Origin of the sequence: Psychromarinibacter sp. S121 (genome assembly GCF_049801035.1) — a bacterium.
In the GTDB taxonomy this organism is placed as follows: domain Bacteria; phylum Pseudomonadota; class Alphaproteobacteria; order Rhodobacterales; family Rhodobacteraceae; genus Psychromarinibacter.
This window is the reverse complement of record NZ_JBNAGE010000007.1, coordinates 76,654-98,976: the sequence shown is the minus strand read 5'-3', so window position 1 is coordinate 98,976 and position 22,323 is coordinate 76,654. Positions and strand designations below refer to the sequence as shown.

Annotated in this window: 25 protein-coding genes; 16 read left to right on the top strand and 9 right to left on the bottom strand. The window is 62.9% G+C overall.

Annotation, left to right across the window (positions count from 1 at the left end; genetic code table 11):
• Window positions 1–67 precede the first annotated feature (67 nt).
• From ACP156_RS23655 to ccmI, 4 genes are read left to right on the top strand one after another with little or no spacing between them, the layout of a single operon-like run.
• Window positions 68–2,068, top strand: coding sequence for a heme lyase CcmF/NrfE family subunit (locus ACP156_RS23655; protein WP_425053817.1), 2,001 nt, complete (start codon window positions 68–70; stop codon window positions 2,066–2,068).
• A gap of 4 nt (window positions 2,069–2,072) precedes the next feature.
• Complete coding sequence (locus ACP156_RS23650) at window positions 2,073–2,636, top strand: DsbE family thiol:disulfide interchange protein (protein WP_425053816.1); 564 nt, start codon at window positions 2,073–2,075, stop codon at window positions 2,634–2,636.
• The gene (locus tag ACP156_RS23645) at window positions 2,633–3,109 is read left to right on the top strand and encodes a cytochrome c-type biogenesis protein (protein ID WP_425053815.1); all 477 of its coding nucleotides are present in this window, start codon (window positions 2,633–2,635) and stop codon (window positions 3,107–3,109) included. Before ACP156_RS23650 ends, ACP156_RS23645 begins: the two co-directional genes overlap by 4 nt.
• Window positions 3,106–4,269: a c-type cytochrome biogenesis protein CcmI gene (gene ccmI / locus ACP156_RS23640; protein ID WP_425053814.1), complete on the top strand. Its 1,164-nt coding sequence runs from the start codon at window positions 3,106–3,108 to the stop codon at window positions 4,267–4,269. The genes ACP156_RS23645 and ccmI overlap by 4 nt, the downstream gene beginning before the upstream one ends.
• On the opposite strand, the gene ACP156_RS23635 is transcribed toward ccmI, so the two are convergent.
• The 4 genes from ACP156_RS23635 to ACP156_RS23620 form a co-directional block, all read right to left on the bottom strand.
• Window positions 4,266–5,204: a cation diffusion facilitator family transporter gene (locus ACP156_RS23635; RefSeq protein ID WP_425053813.1), complete on the bottom strand. Its 939-nt coding sequence runs from the start codon at window positions 5,202–5,204 to the stop codon at window positions 4,266–4,268. The genes ccmI and ACP156_RS23635 overlap by 4 nt on opposite strands.
• Before the next feature lie 57 nt (window positions 5,205–5,261).
• The gene (locus tag ACP156_RS23630; protein WP_425053812.1) at window positions 5,262–7,253 is read right to left on the bottom strand and encodes a protein-disulfide reductase DsbD family protein; all 1,992 of its coding nucleotides are present in this window, start codon (window positions 7,251–7,253) and stop codon (window positions 5,262–5,264) included.
• 119 nt (window positions 7,254–7,372) lie between these two features.
• Entirely contained in the window at window positions 7,373–8,122 is a 750-nt protein-coding gene (locus tag ACP156_RS23625; protein ID WP_425053811.1) for a DsbA family protein, read from the bottom strand.
• A 298-nt stretch (window positions 8,123–8,420) separates the two neighbouring features.
• A complete protein-coding gene (locus ACP156_RS23620) occupies window positions 8,421–8,711 on the bottom strand; it encodes a DUF2933 domain-containing protein (RefSeq protein ID WP_425053810.1) in 291 nt (96 codons plus the stop codon).
• Window positions 8,712–8,907: 196 nt separating this feature from the next.
• Between ACP156_RS23620 and ACP156_RS23615 the strand changes: the two genes are divergently transcribed.
• Entirely contained in the window at window positions 8,908–9,465 is a 558-nt protein-coding gene (locus ACP156_RS23615) for a L,D-transpeptidase (RefSeq protein WP_425053809.1), read from the top strand.
• 31 nt (window positions 9,466–9,496) lie between these two features.
• Complete coding sequence (locus ACP156_RS23610; protein WP_425053808.1) at window positions 9,497–9,955, top strand: c-type cytochrome; 459 nt, start codon at window positions 9,497–9,499, stop codon at window positions 9,953–9,955.
• Window positions 9,956–10,040: 85 nt separating this feature from the next.
• Here ACP156_RS23610 and ACP156_RS23605 read toward each other — a convergent pair whose 3' ends face one another.
• Window positions 10,041–10,256: a hypothetical protein gene (locus ACP156_RS23605; RefSeq protein ID WP_425053807.1), complete on the bottom strand. Its 216-nt coding sequence runs from the start codon at window positions 10,254–10,256 to the stop codon at window positions 10,041–10,043.
• Window positions 10,257–10,365: 109 nt separating this feature from the next.
• Here ACP156_RS23605 and ACP156_RS23600 point away from each other — a divergent pair, with 109 nt between their 5' ends.
• The 5 genes from ACP156_RS23600 (at window position 10,366) to ACP156_RS23580 (ending at window position 14,523) form a co-directional block, all read left to right on the top strand.
• Window positions 10,366–10,935, top strand: a complete 570-nt coding sequence (locus tag ACP156_RS23600) for a c-type cytochrome (protein ID WP_425053806.1) — start codon at window positions 10,366–10,368, stop codon at window positions 10,933–10,935.
• Between the two features lies 1 nt (window position 10,936).
• Entirely contained in the window at window positions 10,937–11,878 is a 942-nt protein-coding gene (locus ACP156_RS23595; protein WP_425053805.1) for a c-type cytochrome, read from the top strand.
• Window positions 11,879–11,926: 48 nt separating this feature from the next.
• Window positions 11,927–13,318: a multicopper oxidase family protein gene (locus ACP156_RS23590; protein ID WP_425053804.1), complete on the top strand. Its 1,392-nt coding sequence runs from the start codon at window positions 11,927–11,929 to the stop codon at window positions 13,316–13,318.
• Between the two features lie 62 nt (window positions 13,319–13,380).
• A complete protein-coding gene (locus ACP156_RS23585; protein ID WP_425053803.1) occupies window positions 13,381–13,779 on the top strand; it encodes a c-type cytochrome in 399 nt (132 codons plus the stop codon).
• A 15-nt stretch (window positions 13,780–13,794) separates the two neighbouring features.
• Window positions 13,795–14,523, top strand: a complete 729-nt coding sequence (locus ACP156_RS23580) for a DsbA family protein (protein WP_425053802.1) — start codon at window positions 13,795–13,797, stop codon at window positions 14,521–14,523.
• Window positions 14,524–14,574: 51 nt separating this feature from the next.
• Here ACP156_RS23580 and ACP156_RS23575 read toward each other — a convergent pair whose 3' ends face one another.
• Entirely contained in the window at window positions 14,575–14,781 is a 207-nt protein-coding gene (locus ACP156_RS23575) for a heavy-metal-associated domain-containing protein (protein WP_298498498.1), read from the bottom strand.
• A 138-nt stretch (window positions 14,782–14,919) separates the two neighbouring features.
• Between ACP156_RS23575 and ACP156_RS23570 the strand changes: the two genes are divergently transcribed.
• The 5 genes from ACP156_RS23570 (at window position 14,920) to ACP156_RS23550 (ending at window position 20,065) form a co-directional block, all read left to right on the top strand.
• A complete protein-coding gene (locus ACP156_RS23570; protein ID WP_425053801.1) occupies window positions 14,920–17,439 on the top strand; it encodes a heavy metal translocating P-type ATPase in 2,520 nt (839 codons plus the stop codon).
• Between the two features lie 13 nt (window positions 17,440–17,452).
• On the top strand, window positions 17,453–17,872 hold the full coding sequence (gene cueR, locus ACP156_RS23565) for a Cu(I)-responsive transcriptional regulator (protein ID WP_425053800.1): 420 nt from the start codon (window positions 17,453–17,455) through the stop codon (window positions 17,870–17,872).
• A gap of 80 nt (window positions 17,873–17,952) precedes the next feature.
• On the top strand, window positions 17,953–18,303 hold the full coding sequence (locus tag ACP156_RS23560) for an ion channel (protein ID WP_425053799.1): 351 nt from the start codon (window positions 17,953–17,955) through the stop codon (window positions 18,301–18,303).
• A gap of 104 nt (window positions 18,304–18,407) precedes the next feature.
• A complete protein-coding gene (locus ACP156_RS23555; RefSeq protein WP_425053798.1) occupies window positions 18,408–19,280 on the top strand; it encodes a DUF305 domain-containing protein in 873 nt (290 codons plus the stop codon).
• Window positions 19,281–19,300: 20 nt separating this feature from the next.
• Window positions 19,301–20,065, top strand: coding sequence for a MauE/DoxX family redox-associated membrane protein (locus tag ACP156_RS23550; RefSeq protein WP_425053797.1), 765 nt, complete (start codon window positions 19,301–19,303; stop codon window positions 20,063–20,065).
• Between the two features lie 54 nt (window positions 20,066–20,119).
• Here the strand turns inward: ACP156_RS23550 and ACP156_RS23545 are convergent, their stop codons facing one another.
• From ACP156_RS23545 to ACP156_RS23535, 3 genes are read right to left on the bottom strand one after another with little or no spacing between them, the layout of a single operon-like run.
• Window positions 20,120–20,404 carry a copper-binding protein gene (locus tag ACP156_RS23545; protein WP_425053796.1) on the bottom strand — a complete coding sequence of 95 codons (285 nt, stop codon included), beginning with the start codon at window positions 20,402–20,404 and terminating at the stop codon, window positions 20,120–20,122.
• Window positions 20,405–20,455: 51 nt separating this feature from the next.
• Entirely contained in the window at window positions 20,456–20,935 is a 480-nt protein-coding gene (locus ACP156_RS23540) for a cupredoxin domain-containing protein (RefSeq protein ID WP_425053795.1), read from the bottom strand.
• Window positions 20,936–20,963: 28 nt separating this feature from the next.
• On the bottom strand, window positions 20,964–22,319 hold the full coding sequence (locus tag ACP156_RS23535; protein ID WP_425053794.1) for a multicopper oxidase family protein: 1,356 nt from the start codon (window positions 22,317–22,319) through the stop codon (window positions 20,964–20,966).
• Between the last annotated feature and the right edge of the window lie 4 nt (window positions 22,320–22,323).

Below are 22,323 nucleotides of genomic sequence, written 5' to 3'. Positions count from 1 at the left end.
CTTTCCGGTGGGGAGTGAGTTCCGCGACTCGCACCCGCGCAGGGTGGCCAGCAAAGGACCAAAGACAATGATACCTGAAATCGGACAATTCGCCCTTGCTCTCGCCCTTGGCGCCGCCGTGGTGCAGAGCGTGCTTCCCATGCTGGGCGCCGCTCGGAACAACCTTCTTTGGATGCGTAGCGCCCGCAGTTCTGCCATCGCGCAGCTGATGTTCATCTCCATCGCCTTCGCGGCGTTGGTGCGGTCTTTCATGGTCAGCGATTTTACCGTGGCGAATGTGGTGGAAAACTCGCATTCGCTCAAACCGATGTTGTTCAAGATCGCGGGAAGCTGGGGCAGCCACGAAGGCTCGCTTCTGCTCTGGGTACTGATCCTGGCAGCCTTTGGTGCCGGTGTCGCCCTTTTCGGGTCAAACATCCCGGAGGCGCTGAAGGCGCGCACGCTTTCGGTACAGGCGTGGATCAGCACCGGGTTCCTGTCCTTCCTGCTGTTGACCTCCAACCCGTTCGAGCGGGTCTTTCCGCCGCCGCTCGATGGTCAGGACCTTAACCCGCTCTTGCAGGATGTGGGCTTGGCGCTGCATCCGCCGCTTCTCTATGTCGGCTATGTCGGTTTCTCCATCGTGTTCTCCTTCGCCGTGGCGGCGTTGCTCGAGGGCCGGGTCGATGCCGCCTGGGCGCGCTGGGTGCGGCCCTGGACGCTGGCCGCCTGGATGAGCCTGACCGCCGGTATCGCGCTGGGGTCGTGGTGGGCCTACTACGAGTTGGGTTGGGGCGGCTGGTGGTTCTGGGATCCGGTCGAAAACGTCAGCTTCATGCCTTGGCTTCTCGGGACCGCCCTGCTGCATTCGGCCATCGTCACCGAAAAGCGCGACGCGTTCAAAAGCTGGACCATCCTGCTGGCAATCCTCACCTTCTCGCTGTCGCTGCTGGGCACCTTCATCGTCCGTTCGGGGCTTCTGACCTCGGTCCATGCATTCGCGGTCGATCCGGAACGCGGCCTCTACATCCTGGGGCTGCTGGGCCTGTCAATCGGCGGCTCACTGGCGCTCTATGCCTGGCGCGCCCCGGCGATGGAGGGCGGGGGCCTTTTCACACCGATCAGCCGCGAGGCGGGGCTTCTGGTCAACAACCTGCTGCTGGCGACGGCCACCGGAACCGTGCTCTTCGGCACGCTCTACCCGCTGTTCATCGAGGCGCTGACGGGCGAGAAACTGTCGGTCGGGCCGCAATTCTTCAACGCGACCTTCGTGCCGATGATGCTGCCGCTGGTCCTGCTGATGGGCGCGGGGCCGTTCCTGTCCTGGAAACGCGCCGATCTGAAAGGCGTGATGCAACGCCTGCGCTTTGTCGCACTTCTGGCCGTGCTGGCCGGTCTGGCGACCTGGTATCTGGCGCGGGGCGGTCCGGTGCTCGCCTATCTGTCGGTCGGGCTGGCTGCCTGGCTGCTGCTGGCGACGCTGCGCGAATGGGCGCTGCGCATCCGGCTCTTCGACGTGCCGCTTGGGGACGCGATGCGGCGCGCGCGCAACCTGCCGCGCGCCGCGCATGGCATGACCATGGCCCATGCCGGGCTGGCGGTGGCGATCTTCGGCTTTGTCGGGTCCAGTGCCTGGAAATCCGAAGAAATCGTCTTCGTCCAACCCGGATCGGTCATCGAGATCGCCGGGTTCGATGTGCGGTTCGACGGCGTGGAGCGGGTGCGCGGTCCGAACTATGTCGCCGACCGAGGCGCGCTGGCAGTCAATCGGGACGGCGAATTCGTCACCACGCTCTACCCCGAGCGGCGGTTCTATCCGGTGGCGGACAGCAGCACGACGGAATCAGCGATCCGCTCGACCGTGGCCGGCGATCTCTATGTCTCGCTGGCCGAGCCTGCCTCGGACAGTGCCGCCGACCGGGGTGCGTGGACGCTGCGCATTCTCTATGAGCCGCTGGTGAACCTCATCTGGATCGGCTCGGCGATGCTGATCCTCGGCGGTGCGCTGTCGCTCAGCGACCGGCGGTTGCGCGTCGGCGCCCCGCGCCGGGCCGCGCGGGCGCCCGCCGCCGCAACACCTGCGGAGTGAGCCCATGCGACGCCTGCTTGCCGCGCTGCCCGTCCTCATCGTCCTTGTGTTCGGCGGCTTCTTCCTGTGGGGGCTGAACCCCGACCGCGACCCCAACGCCATCCCCTCGGTGCTGATCTCGCAGCCCGCGCCGGCATTCGACCTGCCGACGGTCGAGGGTGTCGGCGTGCCGGGACTGTCCCGCGGCGATCTGACCGGCAATGCCGACCCGGTCGTAGTGAATGTCTTCGCCTCCTGGTGCGTGCCCTGCCGCGCGGAACATACCGTGCTGACGCGCATGGTCGAACGCGACGGTGTCCGGCTGTTCGGTATCAACTACAAGGACAAGCCCGAGGCCGCCCGGTCCTGGCTGGAGGAGTTGGGCAACCCCTATGAACGGATTGGGTCGGATCTCGATGGGCGCGCGGGGATCGAGTGGGGGATTTCGGGCGTGCCCGAGACCTTCATCGTGGCGGGCGACGGAACCGTTCTCTACCGCTATGTCGGTCCGATCGTTGGGCCGGAGGCCGAGGGAAAATTTGCCACTGCGCTTGCCCAGGCGCGCGCGAACACCGGAGCGAACTCATGACACGCCGTATCCTTGCCGCAGTCCTGATCGGGGTCCTGCTGCCCTTCGCGGCATCGGCCGTGGAACCCGACGAAATGCTGGATGACTCCGCGCTCGAGGCGCGCGCCCGCGAGATCTCGAAAGAGCTGCGCTGCGTGGTCTGTCAGAACCAGGACATCGACAGCTCGAACGCCGGCGTGGCCCGCGACCTGCGTCTGCTGGTGCGCGAACGGCTTGTAGCTGGCGAAAGCGATGCCGAAGTCCTCGCCTACGTGCAGGCGCGCTATGGCGATTTCGTGCTGCTCAAACCGCCCTTCAAGCCCGAAACCTATGCGCTCTGGCTGGCGCCGGTGGTGCTGTTGCTGATCGGTGCGGCGACCATGTTCGCCGTGCTGCGCGGAGGCCCCCGACGCGCGGGCGAACGTCCGCTAACCGATGCGGAAGACCGTGCGGTGGCAGAGATGCTGGGCGATGAGAACGGAGACAGCGCATGATTCTGTGGATCACTTTTGCGGCGCTCGCCTGCCTTGCGGTCGTGCTGATGCTTTACCCGATGCGCCGCGCGGGCGGTGGCAGCACGGAGCGGGACGCGGGCGCCGTCGCCGTTCTTGGCGATCAGCTGCGCGAGGTTGATCGCGATGAGGAACGCGGCCTGATCTCGCCCGCCGAGGCCGAAGCCGCCCGGACAGAAATCAAGCGACGGCTGCTGAAGCTGGGGCGGCGAAAGGGCGCGGGATCCGCCTCAACCCAAGGCGGCAGGGCCGCTCTGTGGATCTCTGCAGCGGCCGTACCGCTGCTCGCCGCTCTTTTCTATGCGGGGCTCGGCGCGCCCGGCATCCCGTCGATGTCTTACGCGGACCGGCAGGAAGAACGCGCTGATCAGGTGCAGATCGCCGAGCTTACAGACCGGCTTCGGGAACGCCTCGAAAGCGATCCCGAGGGCGGGCCGACCGAAGGCTGGATGCTGCTGGGGCAGACCTATATGCGGATGGGGCGCTATGGCGATGCCGCCGCGGCGATGGAAACCGTGATCGAGCGCCAGGATGCAAGTTCGGCCACGCTGTCGCAGTTTGCCGAGGCGCTGGTCGTGGTCGAGAACGGCATCGTGACACCCAAGGCCCGCGCAGCGATCCGCCGTGCCCGCGAGATGGATCCGACCAACCCCGCCGCCACCTATTACGAGGCGCTGGCGCTGGACCAGGCCGGGGACAGCGCCGAGGCGCATGATCTGCTGGTCGCACGACTTGAGCAAGCCGCCGGCCCCGTCCCCTGGATGGAGCCATTCATCGCCCAGGCCAACCGGATCGGCGAACGGCTTGGCCGCGCGCCCGTGACACTTGCCACATTCGCCCCGATGGCCGGGTCCGAGGCCCCCGGTCCGACCCGCGAGGACATGGCGGCAGCCGCGGAGATGAGCGACGCCGATCGCGCCGAATTCATTCGGTCGATGGTCGATCGCCTTGCCTCGAGCCTGGAGGAAAACCCCGACGACCTGGACGGATGGCTGCGGCTGGGCAACGCCTATCGGGTGCTGGGCGAGATGCAGGCAGCGCGCGAAGCCTTCGAGGCGGCGGAACGGCTCGCCGAAACCCTGCCAGTGGAAGATCCGCGCATCCAGACGATCCGGGACGCCCTGTCGGACCTGCGGGGTTAGCCCCCTGCCGGCTGTGCCAGCGCGTCGATCTCTTCTGCCCCGGTTTCGTCGAGACAGGCGGTTTCGATCTGCAGGGTGACGAAGTAGAACTCGAACCGCGTCTTGAGAAGCGCATGGGCCTTTTCCAGAATGCGCGGCCCGTCGGCATCCGGCTGAACCCGCAGATGCGACGAGAACACGTTCCGTCCGCTGGTCAAGGTCCACGCATGCGCGTGATGAACGTCCCGCACACCATCAAGGCTGGCCAATGCATCCACGACATCATGCAGGTCAATCTCTTTTGGCGTTCCTTCCATCAGCAAACGCCCGGCATTGCGCAGGATCCCCCAACTTGCCCATATCAGGACAAGGCCGAAGGCCATGCCCAGGATCGGGTCAATGAGCAAAAAGCCGGTGAACTCGATCACCAGCGCCGTCACGATGATCAGCAAGCTTCCGACAAAGGTCTGGAGGATGTGCCAAAGCGCGCCTCTTGTATTGAGGTCGTCGCGGCTCTGTTTCCAGATGAGGCCGAGCGATACGAATTCCGTCACCAGCCCCCCTGCCGCCGCAAGCAGCATGGGGCCGGTTGGAAGGTCGATGGGCGATCCCAGCCGCATCGCCGCCATGTAGATGACCACCAGCGCCATCCCCAGAAGGAACCCGCCATTGATCAGCGCGCCAAGGATTTCCGAACGGAACCAGCCAAAGCTCAGGCTTGCGCTGGCCGGCCGCCGTGCCAGACGGGCCGCCGCGAGCGCCACGAGCACGCCGCCCACGGCCGAGAAGGTGTGGAATGCGTCCGAAATCACGGCGATGGACCCGGTCCAGAGGCCGATGGCAAGCTCGATCACGAAATAAATGCCAGTCAGCCAAGCCGAGATGATCAACCCGCGCCCGAATGTCGGCATGTGCCCAGCATGGGCGGCGGGGGCGGTCCCCGAAGCGTTCTGCATCACGGATTCCTTTCCTGATCGTCTCCCATCCCAGGCACCGGCAGGGCTGGCCAAGCGCTATCGAGCGGCAGCCACCTGCCCTGCACCCGCCTGTTCCAAAGCCTCAAGCACGGCATCGCTGGACAGGAGTTCGGGCAGGACGATGCCCTCGGGCGCGCCGGGGCCGTAGACGGCGTTGAACGGAATACCATAGCGCCCGAAGCTTTCCAGATAGCGCGAAATGGCCTCATTCGGGCGCGTCCAGTCCGCCTGCATGGCGATCACCCCCGGTTCGCGCAGCCGGGCCGCGACCGAATCGCGGTCGAGAACCAGGGTTTTGTTGGCCTTGCAGGTCAGGCACCAGTCGGCGGTGACATCCACGAACACGGTCTTCCCGGTCGAGACGTGACGGGCGATGGCCGCGCGATCGAACCCCGCCCATTCCGTTGCGCCGGAGGCGGTGGGGGTGTCCGCCTCGGAGAGGTAGCCCGCCAGAACGATGGCGGCGGCCGAGGACTGCACGGCGCCTGACAGCCGGACCCTGCCGGAGAGCCGGGGCAGCGCCAGCAGCGCCGCGCCGCCGAGGCTGAACGCGCCCGTCCAGGCCGCCGCTTCCCGCCCGGCCACTCCGGCCAGCACCCAGAACAGCCAGACCGCGGTCGCAGCCAGCGTCAGGCCCAGCACAATCTTCAGCACAACCATCCAACGCCCCGGTTTGGGCAGACGCTCGACCAGTCGTGGGAATACGGCGATCAACAGGTACGGCACCGACAGGCCCAGACCCAAAGCGGTGAAGATCACCGCGATATCCACCGCGCGGCCTGCCAGCGCGAAGGCCACCGCGGTGCCAAGGAAGGGGGCCGAGCAAGGGGTGGCCAGGATCGCGGCGAAGGCACCGGTCGCGAAATCGCCGCCATAGCCCTGCCCGCCACCCGCCTGGGCCATCCGCGTCTGCCAGGAAGACGGCAGCGCGATCTTGAAAAGCCCGAACAGGTTGGCCGCGAAGATCACCAGCACGACGATCATCACCGCCAGGAAGACCGGGTTCTGGAATTGCAGGCCCCAGCCGACGCTCAGCCCCAGCCCCCGCGCCGCAAGCGTCGCCGCCGCCAGCACCCACATGAACGCCAGCACCCCAAAGGCCGAGACCGCGAACCCCGCCCGGATCCGGGCGGGGGACTGGTCGCCAGACTTCATGGCCGAGGACAGCTTGATCGACAGCACCGGCAGCACGCAGGGCATGACGTTCAGAATCAGCCCGCCGAGAAAGGCTATGCCAGCGATCCATGCAAGTTCGGCCAGTCCCGGAACCGATGCGGCGATGCGGAAAGGAGGGTCGGGCGCCACCTCGGCATAGGCGGGCTGCAACGTGGCCGCGCGCCCGGTATCTGTCACGGTGACCCGCAGATCGGGCAGGTCCGGGGTGGCAGCCAGCACCGGCAGCCTGGCCCACATCAATCTGCCCCCCTGCGCCAGCCGGATATCCGGCTTTCCGAACGCCGTGCCCTCGCCGAGTTCGGGAAAGATGTCTGGGGCCTCGAACGGCCTGTCGCTGCGCGCCGTGATGGTCAGGGCGAAGCGCTCCGCGTCGAGATGTGCCGCCTCTATGCCGATACCGCTCTGCCCGCCCTCATCCGGCACCCGCGCCGCGAAAGCGGAGATCAGCGTGGCCGAGTCCGTGTCGATTCCGCTTGCCCGCGGCAGGTCCAGCGCAAGGTCGAAGTCCTGCGGCACACAGACCGTCGAACAGGTCAGCAGGTTCACCCGCGCTTCCAGCCGCGCGGGCGCACCGGGGTTCTCCAGCGTGATCCGGATCGGAAAGACGACCTCGTCATGATAGCCGAAATTCTCGATGCCGAAGGCGGTGAACCGCTCTGGCGCGGGCCACAAGAAATCGGTCTCGGCGATGTTCTCGGACCCGGTCCAGTCGATGGTCGGCGGAAGACCGACCTCGCCAGGTGAACGCCAGTAGGTCTTCCAGTCCTCGCCGAGTCGCAGGTGGAGACCCGCCGAAATCGACGCTGCATCCGGACCGACGCCGTTCTCTGCCGAGATCAGACGGGCCTCCACGGCCGGATTCGAAAAACTTTCTGACTCGGCCGCCGCCACGAGCGAGGCGGATACCGATATGGCGAACAGAGTGGCGATCACATGCCAAACCTTGCTGCAAAGCGGCGCCATGCGCCCTTTCAAGCCACCCGACATACCGATCCCCAGCCTTCCTCGCGCTCTCTCTTGATAATCGCCTGAACTGTTCGCTCGCTGACTTCACCCTGGACAACTGTTCGGCCGATCACCATTGCAGGGGTGCCAACGAAGGCGAAGATGCGCGCAAGCGCTGCACTGTTTTCGAGGTCTTCGAGGACTTCTTCGCCGTTCATATCCGCGACCAGCCTTACATGATCGACGCCGATAGCATTTGCGAGGGCTTGAAGGTATTCGGGTGTCGCGCGGAACGGCGACCTCATGAGACGTTCGTGGAATGCAGGATAGGCCCCCTGGTTTCTCGCCGCCAGCGCCGCTTTTGCCGCGAGCGTCGAGGTTTCTCCCAACAAAGGCAGTTCGTGCCAGCTTACACGAATCTCACCTTCCTGGCGCGCTTCCATTTCAGCAAGCCGTCTGGTCTGTACACGACAGAATGGACAATAGTAGTCGGAAAAAGACGCTACGGGCACTTCGTCTGCCGTCGTCGGCCTGTCGTAATACAGCGCGGCGCAGATGTTCTGTCTTACCCTGACCCTGGCAGCCTCGAGATCGTCGTTGTTCTTTTGAGGTTCCAGACCGACGAACGGATCGAAGCCGGACGAACTTTGCCCGGCGGTCAGGCGTCGGAACCCTGCGGGATCGTCGATGTCTTCGAGAACTAGCTCCTCGCGGCCGAAACCTGGCGCAATTCGGAAAGCGGCATATGCCGCGGCCAGCCCGGAAAACAGCAGCAATGCGTTTCGTCTTTCCCTGTTCACCTTGGTTAGCTCATTTCAATACACTGTTCATATCTATTCCAGAAATTCGCCACGAAACATGAAACCCTCGCGCCCGTCGTCGCAGTCGAGGATCATCACCCCACTCGATCCCGCGTCTCTTGCCACACAACCTTGAGGGAGTTGCCCTGCGGAGCCACTGGTCGATAGTCGCGACGCGCCAGCCTCGAAGCAATCCTGTAGAGAGGTCGAGCAAGCACCCAGCAAGAGGACCACAGAAAGGGGATAGATGTTGCGCAGGGTGAGACGGCCAATCCTATTCTGTCGCAATTTTCGTAGTTGGCCGGGCTTCGACTGCCTCGTCCTCGGCACCTGTCTGGCGCGCCGTCCCATGACAGGACCTCCCCATCATGCGGTGCATGACCAGATGCGCTCCGACACATAGAAATAGCGGCGCGAAGGCGATGAGGCTCTCGGAAACGCCCGATACCCCACCTGTCGCCAGATAAGCGATGATCGGCAATAACATCACCGCGCAACAGATCCACATGCCATATTTCATCAGCGTACCAGACGCTGGCCGTGCAGCTTCTTCTTCAACTCTCATTTGCGCCCTTCTCTATTGACAGACAGGCCTTCGCTAACGGCTTCCCCCACGGGAAGGTCAACGTTACAAACCGATACAAAAATCACTCTTATGTCAGACAGGGCTTGCTTGACCCTCCAGCGCTGGAACGTGATTTACGCTTGCCGAACAGGCAAGAACTCGGAGCAAGCAGGCTTTGGCAGAGCATGTCCTTACCATGACCGACCGCCGTCGGTTCCTAGCAGGTGCGACCGGCGGTCTTTTGGCGTTGGCGGCACCGTCTTTACTTCGAGCTCAAGAAGCAGCACCCACGCGACGCAACGTTTCGTCTTTCCGCACCCACGAGTGGCAGGATCACTTCGATTCGCTTGGTAAGGGTATCATCATTTCGGACACGACCACGAAGGTCCTCCAGCACTGGACCACCGATGGCGAGATGCGCATCTACCCAACTTCGGTTCCGTTGACGGACGAGTTGACCAAGCGAGGTTATACCGAGGTGATAGAAAAAAGAATGAACCCGAGTTGGGCGCCAACGCCGTCTATGCGGGAGCGGAACCCCGAATGGCCTCCGGTTATTGCTGGTGGAGATCCGGCCAATCCGCTTGGCACCCGCGCGCTCTATTTGTCCTGGCAATACTACCGGATTCACGGAACGCAGGACACTCGCAAGATTGGGCGGCGGTCGTCGAACGGATGCATTGGGCTGTACAACGAGCATATCGAGGAAGTTTATGACAGAACGCCGGTTGGAACGCAGGTTAAACTGATATGATCAGAAGAAGCGCCCGCGAGGAACAGCGATAATGAACAAGATGATTTTGGCTGTCGCGGCCTTTCTTATTGTTGGCGGCTTTGCAGTGTATTGGAACGTGACGCAATCCGCTCAATCGCCTGCTGGGCATTCCATGGTGCCGCCGGACACGAGCGACATCGAGCAAGGGGCGCCCATTGTGGAGGTCTCGCTTCCCGCAGAGCTGTCGTCTGAAGCGCAGATCGGAAAGCGCGCCTTTGATGCAAAATGTGCCGAGTGCCACGGCGCGAATGCCGCGGGCCAGAATGGCGTCGCGCCGCCGCTCGTTCACAAGATCTATGAGCCTAGTCATCACTCCGACATGGCATTCCTACTTGCGGCAAAAAACGGCGTTAGAGCGCACCACTGGGATTTCGGGAACATGCCTCCCGTTGAGGGGCTCACGGATGCCGACGTGAAGATGATCGCGCGCTATGTGCGCGAACTTCAGGCAGCGAACGGTATTTTCTAGAGGTATGTATCCTAGGCTTTCCCCCTTCATGATCCTTCGCGCTGCTGTCCTTTGCGCACTCGTCGCGTTCGGCCTGGCGCCGCAATCAGCCGACGCGCATACAGAGGACCTGGTGGTTGCCGCAGAGGTGCATGCGGCGACGAGCGATGAGGATCACCCCCATAACCTGATCGAAGAGGTTCTGGGTCACTGCCACCCTGGCCTCGATTGTGCGCTTGCGGCTGTGGTGATCCAACCAGTACGCCTTCTCCAAGGTATCGGGCTTGACGGCGAGAAATTTCGCCCCTGCGACGCTTCCCATGAGGGAACCGACCTTTCCTATGACCCTCCGCCTCCACGAGATTTCGTCTGATCGAAATTGCGAAATCGAACAGTGAAGGACGAAGGAACAGGATATGAAAATCAAAGGATTGATCCCTGCCGCATTGGCGATTGGCGTTGCATCGGCAGCACTTGCGCATACCGGCGCAACCGGCATCGTCAAGGAGCGCATGGTTGCCATGTCGGCCATGGGCGACGCCGTCAAGGCGATCGCGCCGATGATGAGCGGCGAGGCCGCCTATGACGCGGAGGTGGTTCGCGAAGCCGCCGAACTGATCGGATCGCACGCGGGCAGTGCGATGACGGAGCTGTTTCCCGAAAACAACGAGAACGCGGCTTCCTACGTCAAGGATGCCATCTGGGAGGACTGGGACACCTTCACCGAGCTTGCGGAACGGCTGCACACCTACTCCGAAGGACTTGCCCTTGCCGCCGACAACGGGCTCGCTTCCTCTCGAAACGGCATGGCCGATGCGGGCGCGATGATGGGCGGCGACGCCATGATGGGCTCTGGTGACATGATGGGCGGAAGCGGGATGATGGCCGACGCCACGATGGGCCGGGAAGAGCTCGCTGAAATGCCGGCCGATGCCGTCTTCGCGATGGTCAGCGAAACATGCTCTTCATGTCACACACGGTTCCGGACAGAGGCCAAGTGACATGAGGCGGGTTTTTGCAGGTGTTGTCGGGCTTGCCCTTGTGGGTACGGCCGCGACGGCAGCGCTGGTGATGTGGCCGGTCGGCCAGGAACCGGCGAAGATCGATTTGGCAGGCGATGTCCAGCGCGGTGCCTACCTGGCGCGCGCCAGTGGTTGCATCGCTTGTCACACGAATTTCGAGGATGGAGGTGCGCCACTTGCAGGTGGCGCACCGCTTGAGACCGACTTTGGAACCTTCTATCCGCCAAACCTGACAACCGATGTCCAGCATGGGATTGGAGGCTGGACCGCCGAGCAGTTCGCGATGGCGGTCAGGCAGGGCGTTTCGCCCGACGGCGAGCCGTATTACCCGACCTTCACCTATCCTTTTTATGAGGACTTCTCGGATCAGGACATCGCCGATCTCTGGGCGGCTTTTCAGACGGTGGCCCCGGTCGCCGAATCCGCTCCGTCTCACGAGGTCGCGTTTCCCTTCAATCAGCGGTGGGGGCTGAAGCTCTGGCGGGCCGCATATCTGGGCGACCCGCAGACAGAGCCGGTCGAAGGTAGGAGTGAAGCGTGGAACCGCGGTCGAGAGCTTGTGCGCGGCGCCACGCATTGCGGCGCCTGCCACACAGGTCGCAATCTTGCCGGTGCCCGAATTGCAAGCGCCGTCTTTGCAGGCAACGATGCGCTGCCCGGCGGCAACAAGGCGCCGTCCATCCTTCCGGAAGATCTACGGGAACGTGGCTGGACCGTCGCGAACTTGTCCTATGCCCTGCAAAGTGGTGTCACGCCTTCGGGCGATGTCTTCGGGGGAAGCATGGGCGAAGTCGTGCAAAACGGGACCCGATTCCTTTCCAGGGACGACTTGCGCGCTATGGCGACCTATCTTCTGGACAGCGATCTTGGGCCCGAAGATGAAATCGCCTCCATACCCGCTCACGGGCCAAAGCTGGACTGACATGATGGGGCGCGAGAGCGCCCCATCCAATAAAAGGACGACTAGAGAATGACCACAAGGCGGGAATTCCTGAAACACAGCGCGGCAACGATCGCGGCTCTGACCCTGCCCGTTTCGGCACGTGCCAAAACCGGGCCGTTCACGAAACTCACGGCGCGCCCGGCTTCGATGCAGTTGGCACCCCCATCCTACCCCAAGACAGACATCTGGGGCTACGACGGCATCATGCCCGGCCCCGAACTGCGGATCGCGCGGGGCGCGCGGGTGCAGCGGTCGTTCCGGAATGCATTGCCCCAGGCAAGCTCTGTCCACTGGCACGGCATCCGTATCGACAACGCCATGGATGGGGTGGCAGGACTGACTCAACTCGCCGTGGAGCCGGGTCAGACCTTCGACTACGATTTTGTCGCGCCGGATGCGGGCACCTATTGGTACCATGCCCACAACCGGTCGGTTGAACAGGTCGCACGCGGCCTTTACGGCGCATTGATCGTCGAAGAAGATGAACCGCCGGAGGTCGACCGGGAAGAAGTGCTGATCCTCGACGACTGGCTGCTCGACCCGGAGACAGCCCAGATCGATCCTGATTTCGACTCTGTCCACGACCGCAGCCACGCTGGCCGTCGAGGCAATTTCATTGCGACCAACGGGCGCCCTGACTTATCACTCGAAGTGCGGCAGAACGAACGGCTACGCCTGCGATTGATCAATGCCGCCAATGCCCGGATCTTCGTGCTGTCACTGGCCGGACTGGAGGGTTGGAGCATCGCGCTGGACGGAATGCCCCTGGCGTCGCCAGAACCACTGACTGATGCGCTTATCCTCGGTCCGGGTCAGCGCGCCGACCTGATAGTCGACGTGACCGCGAACCAAGGCGAGACTGCGCATCTGGTTCGGATCGAGGATCAAGAGGGTTTTTCGCAGGTCGCGTTTCCCGTCACCGGCTTGGCATCGGCCGAACGGCGCGGCGAGCCCGCCGCCCTGCCCCGCAACCCGAAGATGGAGGTCACCGGCCTCGAAGACGCAGTCTTTGTGCGCCTGAACATGCAGGGCGGAGCGATGGGATCGCTGGACGCGGCGGTCCTCGATGGAGAGCGCAAGTCTTTCCGGGAACTTGTCGATGCGAACCAGTTCTGGGCCTTCAACGGCACCATCGGAATGACCGAGGCACCGCTTGCCGAACTCGCACTTGGCCAGACCGTCGAGCTCGAAATCTACAACGACACGTCCTTCCCCCACGCAATGCACCTGCATGGAATGCATTTCCGCGAGATCGGTCAGGACGGCACCCCCGGGCCGCTTCGCGATACGCTGATGATGTTCGGGGGCGAGACCAGGACGATCGGCTTCGTCGCCGACAATCCGGGCGACTGGTTATTCCATTGCCACATGCTCAGCCATGCGGCCTCTGGCATGATGACTTGGGTCAGGGTGGCGTGATGGGCAGATATCTTGCCATTTCAGCAATAGTCTTGAGCGCGGCGGCGGTTGGAGGCTGGCTTATGACACAGGCCGATGCTCAGACCGAAGCCACACCCGAAACCTTCGATATCGTCCGGGGCGAAACGCTTTACGCGGAGTATTGCGCGGCCTGCCACGGAGCGGACCTGGAGGGCCAGCCCGATTGGCGATCGCCCGGCCCCGATGGCGTTTTGCCCGCACCGCCCCATGATGAGACCGGGCATACCTGGCACCATGCCGATAGCGTTCTTTTCGACTACACGAAACTCGGGGGCAAGGCGGCACTCGCGCGTCAGGGCGTCGACTTCGAAAGCGGAATGCCCGGTTTCGACGAACAGCTCTCGGATGCAGAGATCTGGGATGTCATCGCCTACATCAAATCTACCTGGCCCGAGCGCCAGCGCGCCATTCAGGCCGAACGAAGCGCCCAGACGCAATAGCGGAAAGGAACTGAAATGCGATCGATCAAAATCGCGGCAATCACGCTGGGTCTAACCCTCGGTCCCGTTCAGTCGACCGCGCAGGATCTGACTGAAGAGCGGATCAAGGAACTGGCGCTGCAAGCCATCCGGGAAAACCCGCAGATCATAATGGAAGCGGTACAGCTGCTGGAAGCCGAGCAAGCGGCCGCTCAGGCCGATGCGCAAGCAGACGTGCTGAAGAACCAGCGGGAACTGCTTGAACGCGACCCGAACGCACCGGTTCTCGGCAATCCCGACGGAGATGTCACCGTCGTCGAGTTTTTCGACTACAACTGCCCCTATTGCAAACGCGCCATGGCCGAGGTCCAGGGGTTGATCGCCGCAGACCCCAACGTCCGGTTGGTCTACCGCGAATGGCCGATTCTGGGCGAAGGCTCGGTGTTTGCCGCAAAGGCCGCGTTAGCGGCGCGCGAACAGGGCAAGTACGAGGAGTTCCACTGGGCCCTGATGGGGATGCAGGGACGCGCCGAGGAAGCTTCGGTATTGCGAGTCGCGGAAGATATCGGCCTGGATGTCGAACGGCTTCGCGCCGACATGGATGCGCCCGAGATCGAGGAACATATCGCCACGTCGATGCGACTGACGCAGGCGCTCGGTTTCAATGGAACGCCATCGTTCGTCATCGGTGACAACCTCATTCCCGGGTTTGTGGAAGAGGAGCAACTCAGATCGGCTGTCGACGATACCCGCGGCGGCCGTTGATCGGCGCGGCCCCTTGAACCCGGCACCGGGCGGACCGGCGCTCTCCGCGTGTCAGGTTTCTGCAGGCGTGGCTACCTCGTAGCCGGCACCCCTTATGGCCTCGGACAGGGCACGGTCGCTCAGAAAGCTCTCGACCGAAACAGTGCGGGTGGGCAGTTCGCATGAAACGGTCGCTGTCGGGTCAATGGCCTTGATCGCCTTCTCGATCGCGGCGGTGCAATGTCCGCAATTCATGCCTGGAACATTAAAGCTCGTCATTTGCGTCTCCTTCTCTCTTCGCATCAGGTGAGTGCTTCCAGCACGGGAAGGTCAAGGGTCGAAGAAAAACTATCTTGCAGGGTTGACCTTCCAGTCAGTGGAAGCCCTAGTTATATCCCGAGTGACAAGGAGATCATGATGCCCGCCACGCAAAGTCTGCGCCTTTCTGTCCAGAATATGTCTTGCGCGTCTTGCGTCCAGCGGGTTGAGAGCGCGCTTTCGGCTGTAACCGGGATCGAGGAGGTCAACGTGAACCTCGCGACCGAGACGGTGCAGGTGCGGATCGGGACTGAGGCTCATTTCCCCGCGGTGATCGAGGCGCTGGAACAAGCGGGCTATCCCGCCCGGATCCGGAGCGTCCGCCTGAACGTGTCCTCCATGTCCTGCGCATCCTGCGTGGGACGTGCCGACAAGGCACTTGCGGCTGTGCCTGGGGTGCTTGGCGTCAATGTCAACCTCGCGTCGGAAACTGCGACAGTGACCTTTGCCGAAGGCGCGCTCGATCTGGACGACCTGCTCAGGGCGGCCGAAGATGCTGGATACCCCGCCGAAGCTGCGGACGACGCCAGCCCCGAAGACCGTGGCGCGCGCAAGGAAGTCGAAGCCCGCGTCCTCGCCCGCAGGACCATGTTCGCAGCGGCGCTTGCCCTGCCGGTTTTCCTGCTAGAAATGGGCGCGCATCTGGTTCCGGGCATGCACGATCTGATCGGACGGACGATCGGTCATCAGACAAGCTGGATGATCCAGTTCGTGCTGACGACGATCGTTCTGGCCTGGCCGGGTCGCCACTTCTATACCTCCGGCTTTCCGGCCCTGCTTAAAGGCGCGCCGGATATGAACAGCCTCGTCGCCGTGGGCACCGGGGCGGCATGGCTCTATTCCGTCACTGCGGTCTTTGCCCCGGCCCTGCTGCCCGAGGGCACCCGCGCTGTCTATTTCGAAGCGGCGGCGGTGATCGTTGTACTGATCCTGCTGGGCCGCTGGATGGAGGCGCGCGCCAAGGGCCGCACCGGCGCCGCGATCCAGAAACTGCTGGGGCTTCAGGCCCGGACGGCGCGGGTATTGGTCGACGGCGAGGCGCGGGATGTGACCATAGAGCGGATCCGGACCGGCGACATTTTGATCGTGCGCCCCGGCGAACGCATCGCGGTGGATGGCGAGGTGACCCAGGGCAGCGCGCATGTGGACGAAAGCATGATCACCGGCGAACCTGTCCCGGTCAGCAAGGCGCCCGCCGACGCCGTCACCGGCGGCACGGTCAACGGCGCCGGCAGCTTCCAGTTCCGTGCCACCCGCGTCGGTGCCGACACCACGCTGGCGCAGATCATCCGCATGGTCGAGGAGGCGCAGGGCGCCAAGCTGCCGATCCAGGGCATGGTGGACCGCATCACGCTGTGGTTCGTGCCGGCCGTCATGGCGCTGGCGACGCTGACCGTGCTGGTCTGGCTGGTGGCCGGCCCCTCACCCGCGCTTTCCTACGCGCTGGTGGCCGGCGTGTCGGTGCTGATCATCGCCTGCCCCTGCGCGATGGGACTGGCCACGCCCACCTCGATCATGGTCGGAACCGGCCGCGCCGCCGAGATGGGTGTGCTGTTTCGCAAGGGCGACGCGCTGCAACAACTGACCGGTGTGGACGTGCTCGCGCTCGACAAGACCGGCACGGTCACGGAGGGCCGCCCGGAACTGACCGACCTGGTGCTGGCCGAGGCATTCGACCGCGCCGAGGTGCTGACGCTTGTCGCGGCGGTCGAGTCCCTGTCGGAACATCCCATCGCCGAAGCGATCCTGCGCGCGGCGAAAGCCGAGGGACCCGTTTCGCAGGACGTCCAGGGATTCGAATCGATAACGGGCTATGGCGTACGGGCCAAGGTCGACGGGCGCGACGTATTGGTCGGCGCGGATCGGTTCATGCGGCGAGCGGGGATTTCCCTGGGCGCGCTGGCGGAGCAGGAAACCCGCCTCGCAGCGTCCGGACGCACCGCGCTTTTTGCCGCGGTGGACGGACGGATTGCCGCCGTGATCGGCGTTTCCGACCCGGTCAAGCCGGCCAGCCGCGCCGCCATCGCTGCGCTGCACGATCTGGGCCTGAAGGTCGCGATGATCACCGGCGATAAACGTGAGACGGCCGAGGCGATCGCCCGGGAAACGGGCATCGACCATGTGATCGCAGGCGTCCTGCCCGACGGCAAGGTCGCGGCACTGGAGGAACTGCGCGGATCCGGCAGCCGGATCGCCTTTGTCGGCGACGGGATCAACGACGCACCGGCGCTGGCCCATGCGGATGTGGGCATCGCCATCGGCACCGGCACCGATGTCGCCATCGAATCCGCCGATGTCGTCCTGATGTCTGGCGACCTGCGCGGCGTGGTAAACGCGTTCGAGGTCTCTGCCCGGACCATGAGAAACATCCGCCAGAACCTGTTCTGGGCCTTCGGGTACAATGTCGCCCTCATTCCCGTGGCCGCCGGGGCGCTGTTTCCCGTGTTCGGCCTGCTGCTGTCGCCGGTCCTGGCGGCCGGGGCCATGGCGCTCAGCTCCGTGTTCGTTCTGACGAATGCCCTGCGCTTGCGCCGCGTTCGGCCAGCAATGGTCGAAGCGAAATCAACGACCTCTGGCGAGACCATAACTGTCACACCTGCCCCTATCGCCGCTGAATAAGGAGGAGCATGCAATGAACATCGGAGACGTCGCCAACCTGTCGGGGCTACCCGCCAAGACAATCCGCTATTACGAGGACATCGGCCTTGTGAAACCCCTGCGCAGCACGAACGGCTATCGGACATTTCGCGAAAGCGATGCCCACAAGCTGGCCTTCCTCGGCCGTGCCCGCGCACTCGGGTTCAGCATAGAGGACTGCCGCAGCCTGCTTGCGCTTTATAGCGATGAAGATCGCGCCAGCGCTGAGGTAAAGGAGATCGCCGAACTGCATCTCGACCGCATTGACAAAAAGATCGCCGAGTTGACGGAAATGCGCGCGACGCTTGCGCATCTTGTCGATGCATGCGCTGGGGATCATCGCCCGGACTGTCCGATCCTTGCGGATCTGGCCATGGAGTGCCGCAAGGATGACCAACTAGAGAAATCAGCGTAGTCGGGCCGCCGTCGTTGACCTGGGCAATCGTTTTTGCGGTCCTGCTTTTTGGAATGAGTGGGCTCATACATGTCCGCGCGATGTCCCTGGTGATGAGTGTCACCAAACGCGCTTCTCTTTCCCGGTCAGGCAATCTGTTGGTTGCACTTTATTCTCTGGCGATCGCCCACATTCTTGAAGCTGGTCTTTATGCTGTTGGATTCAGTTTGGGCGACAGCATCGGAATAGGTGGTTTCGCCCAAGCGAATGTCGCAACATTTATGGACGTCTTCTATTTCTCCGTCGTCAATTACTCGTCATTGGGGCTTGGCGATATTTATCCCACCGGTCATTTGCGTTTTCTTGCCGGTGTCGAGGCATTGAATGGCTTTCTTCTGATCAGTTGTTCTGCGTCGACGATCTTTCTCGTTGTTACAAGAGACCGACAATAATCCGTCAATCCGCTCGCACCTGTCGGTGAAGAGTTTCGGAACCTTCCAGCGCTGGAAGGACGTTGTCCGTGTGTCTTTTGCTATGTCCAGAGGGGAGAACGCCTATGTCATATTGGAGATTTGCGGCGATGATCGTGACTTCAACGGTCGTCATGTTCGGTCTAATGTATCTCAACACCTATCTCTTGGCCCATGTCTTCTGGTCCGAGACACGCGCCTATATGGCGCTGCTGATGGGCGCCACGATGGCGATCATCATGCTGGGTTTCATGCTGTCGATGTATTCCAACAAGGCCATCAACGCCGCGATCTTTGGCGGTGCGGCGATTGCCTTCGCCGCCTCGCTCTGGCTCGTTCGCAGCCAGGTCACGGTCGGCGATACCAGCTTCATGCGAGCGATGATCCCGCACCATTCGATCGCGATCATGACCTCGAGCCGGGCAAACATCTCGGATCCCCGCGTCCGCAAGCTCGCCGACGAGATCATCTATGCCCAGGACAAGGAAATCGCCGAGATGCGTTATCTCATCGACAGCATTGAGGCTTCCGGTGACGCGACCGAAACCGCCGAGCCCTCAAGTCCCCAAGTCGTGAGTCTCGATCAGGCTCTGTCCACGGCGCATGTCGCGGTATTGGATCCCGGCTTCCTGACCGATGAGGATATTGCGGCGCTATTCCCCTCTGGAGCAGCTTGCACATTCAATTACACTACCGGCAGCCGACCCGCACTCGCGATAGGCGAAGTGGACGGGCAGACCGCCGGTCTGGTCAAGCTCAGCGGGGATCTCGTTCGCCTCGATGCAGCCTCGGCGACCGAGCTCGGCACCGGCGGCCTGACAATCCGCATCGGCGCGCCGGGTGACAGCACGGACACCCTCGGATCGGCCAGACCAGACCCCGCCGAAGCGGATATGATACTCGACCTCGATGCCGGACTGAGCGCCGGCTACCGGGGCTTCTACAGCTGCGGCGGATAACCAAACGAGAGAGGTGCGACATGGCCGACACGACTCCCATCAAGACCGCGACGCTCTACAGGATGGTCATGCCCGACCATCTCTGCCCCTACGGCCTGAAATCCAAGGATCTGCTGGAGCGCGAGGGATACGATGTCGACGATCACCACCTGACAACCCGCGAAGAGACCGACGCCTTCATGGAGAAGCACGGTGTCGAGACGACACCACAGACCTGGATCGGCGACGAGCGCATCGGCGGTTACGACGATCTGCGCGCGCATTTCGGCAAGGATGTGAAGGAAGAAGACGAAACCAGCTACCAGCCGGTCATCGCCATCTTCTCTGTCGCTTTCCTGATGGCGCTCGGCCTCAGCTGGGCCATGTTCGGCACGATCCTGACCTTACGAGCCTTCGAGTGGTTCATCGCCATCTCGATGTGCTTCCTCGCGGTGCAGAAACTGCAGGATGTCGAAAGCTTCTCGACGATGTTCTTGAACTACGACCTGCTCGCTCGCCGCTGGGTGCGCTATGGTTATGTCTACCCGTTCGGCGAGGCTTTCGCCGGCATCCTGATGGTGGCAGGCGCGCTGACCTGGATATCGGCCCCGGTGGCGATCTTCATCGGCACGGTCGGCGCGGTTTCGGTCTTCAAGGCGGTCTATATCGACAAGCGCGAGTTGAAATGCGCCTGTGTCGGCGGCGGCAGCAACGTGCCGCTGGGGTTCGTGTCGCTGACCGAAAACCTCATGATGATCGCGATGGGGCTCTGGATGCCGTTGAAACACTACGTGCTGGGCTGGTAGCCGGGCGACCAATTTGAGCCGCCCGGCTCATACTCGTGCCTGCGACCGGAGCCGCTACTGAAGCTTCGTCACCGTCAATTTGCCGTTAACCCGCTCGGCAAGAAACAGGATTTCTGAGCCCTCGGCGAGCGACTCCAGCATCGCCGGGTCGGCGACCCGGAACACCATCGTCATCGCCGGCATGCCCAGATCGATGAGTTCCTCGTGGATTATGGTCACCTTACCGGCCGGGGCCTCGATTTTCTTGACGACGCCTTTGGTGAAGGTTTCGGCTGCGGCGTAACCCGCGAAGCCGAGCGACAGGAGCCCGGCAAGAGCGATCGTGGTCAGGTTTTTCATGTGAAGTTCCTTCGGTTGATACGGTTGTCAGTTGTCGGGTTGTCTTGGATCTCAGGATTTCGCGGCAACGATGACCGGGCCATGCATGCCCATGTCGTAGTGGCCGGGGATCAGGCAGGCGAATTCGAAACGCCCTGCCTTGGTGAAGGTCCAGACGATTTCACCCGATTGCCCCGGCTCAAGCCGGATCGCATTCGGATCGTCATGTTCCATCTCGGGGAACTCCTCCATCAGCGCCTTGTGTTCGGTGATCTTGTCCGAACTGTCGATCACGACCTCGTGCTCGAACTCGCCGGTGTTCACGACGACCAGGCGAACAGTCTCACCTTCGGCGAATTCCAGCACCTCGGGCTCGAATGTCATGTCGCCATCGTCGGTCTCGACCATGAGAAGTTCGACCGTGCGCGTCACGGATGCGGCATCGCCGGGTCGCCCGATGGCTATGTCGTCGTGGCCGCCGGCATGGGTTCCGCCTGCCATGGCCGCCCCCGATCCGAGGAGAAGCGTCAGTCCTGCAAGTAGATGTTTCATTCCTGTATTCCTTGAGGGGTTGAGTTTCTTAGGTTCTTCCACGAGACGGGGGACGCGGCGTGTAGAGCGTCTGGGCCGTATCGTGCATGGCAGGCTCGGAAACCTCGCCCTTCCATTCGTAGGCTTCGGTCCCCGGCGGGTTCTCGTACCAGCCGGGATCCGAATAATCGTCGGCGCCGATGCCCTCGCGCACCTTCACGACCGAGAACATGCCGCCCATCTCGATCGGGCCATGCGGGCCCCAACCGGTCATCATCGGCGTGGTGTTGTCGGGCAACGGCATTTCCATCTCGCCCATGTCGGCCATGCCTCTGGTGCCCATCGGCATGTATTCCGGCTGGTGTCTGCGGATCATCTCGGTCAGGCGCGACTTGTCGACGCCGATGAAGGTGGGCACGTCGTGGCCCATGGCGTTCATCGTGTGGTGCGACTTGTGGCAATGGATCGCCCAGTCGCCTTCATGCACGGCATCGAATTCGTAGGCCCGCATTGCCCCGACGGGTATGTCGATGGACACTTCCGGCCATTGCGCCGACGGCGGCACCCAGCCGCCGTCGGTGCAGGTCACCTTGAAATCATAGCCATGCATGTGGATCGGGTGATTGGTCATCGTGAGATTGCCGACCCGCACCCGCACGCGGTCGCCTTTGCTCACCACCAATGGATCGATGTCAGGAAAGATCCGGCTGTTCCAGCACCAGAGGTTGAAGTCGGTCATCGTCATGACCCGAGGCATCCACGTGCCGGGGTCGATGTCGAAGGCATTCAGAAGGAACGCAAAGTCGCGGTCGACAGGCATGAACGACGGATCGCGCGGATGCACGATGAAGAGGCCCATCATCCCCATCGCCATCTGCACCATCTCGTCGGCGTGGGGGTGATACATGAACGTGCCGGACTTGGTCAGGTCGAACTCGTAGACATAGGTCTTGCCGGGCGGGATCGCCTTGTGTGACAGCCCGCCCACCCCGTCCATGCCCGAGGGCAGGATAAGTCCGTGCCAGTGAACCGTCGTATGCTCGGGCAGCCGGTTCGTCACGAAGATGCGGACACGGTCGCCTTCCACAGCCTCGATCGTCGGGCCGGTGGACTGGCCGTTGTAGCCCCAGAGCCGGGCGATGGTGCCTTCCGCCAGTTCCCGTTCAACAGGTTCGGCAACAAGATGGAACTCCTTCACATTGCCGTTCATCCGATACGGAAGCGACCAGCCGTTCAGCGTGACGACCGGCGTGTAGTCCGGGCCCGTCGACGGACGGGGCGGGACCTGCGTTGCGGCCCCTTCGGCAACCGCAGCCTCCGGCAATGCCGTGTTGGAGGTTTGGCCCCATGCAGCGGTGGAAACCAGCGCCGCGCCGGCACCAAGCACATGTCTTCTGTTCATCATGTCG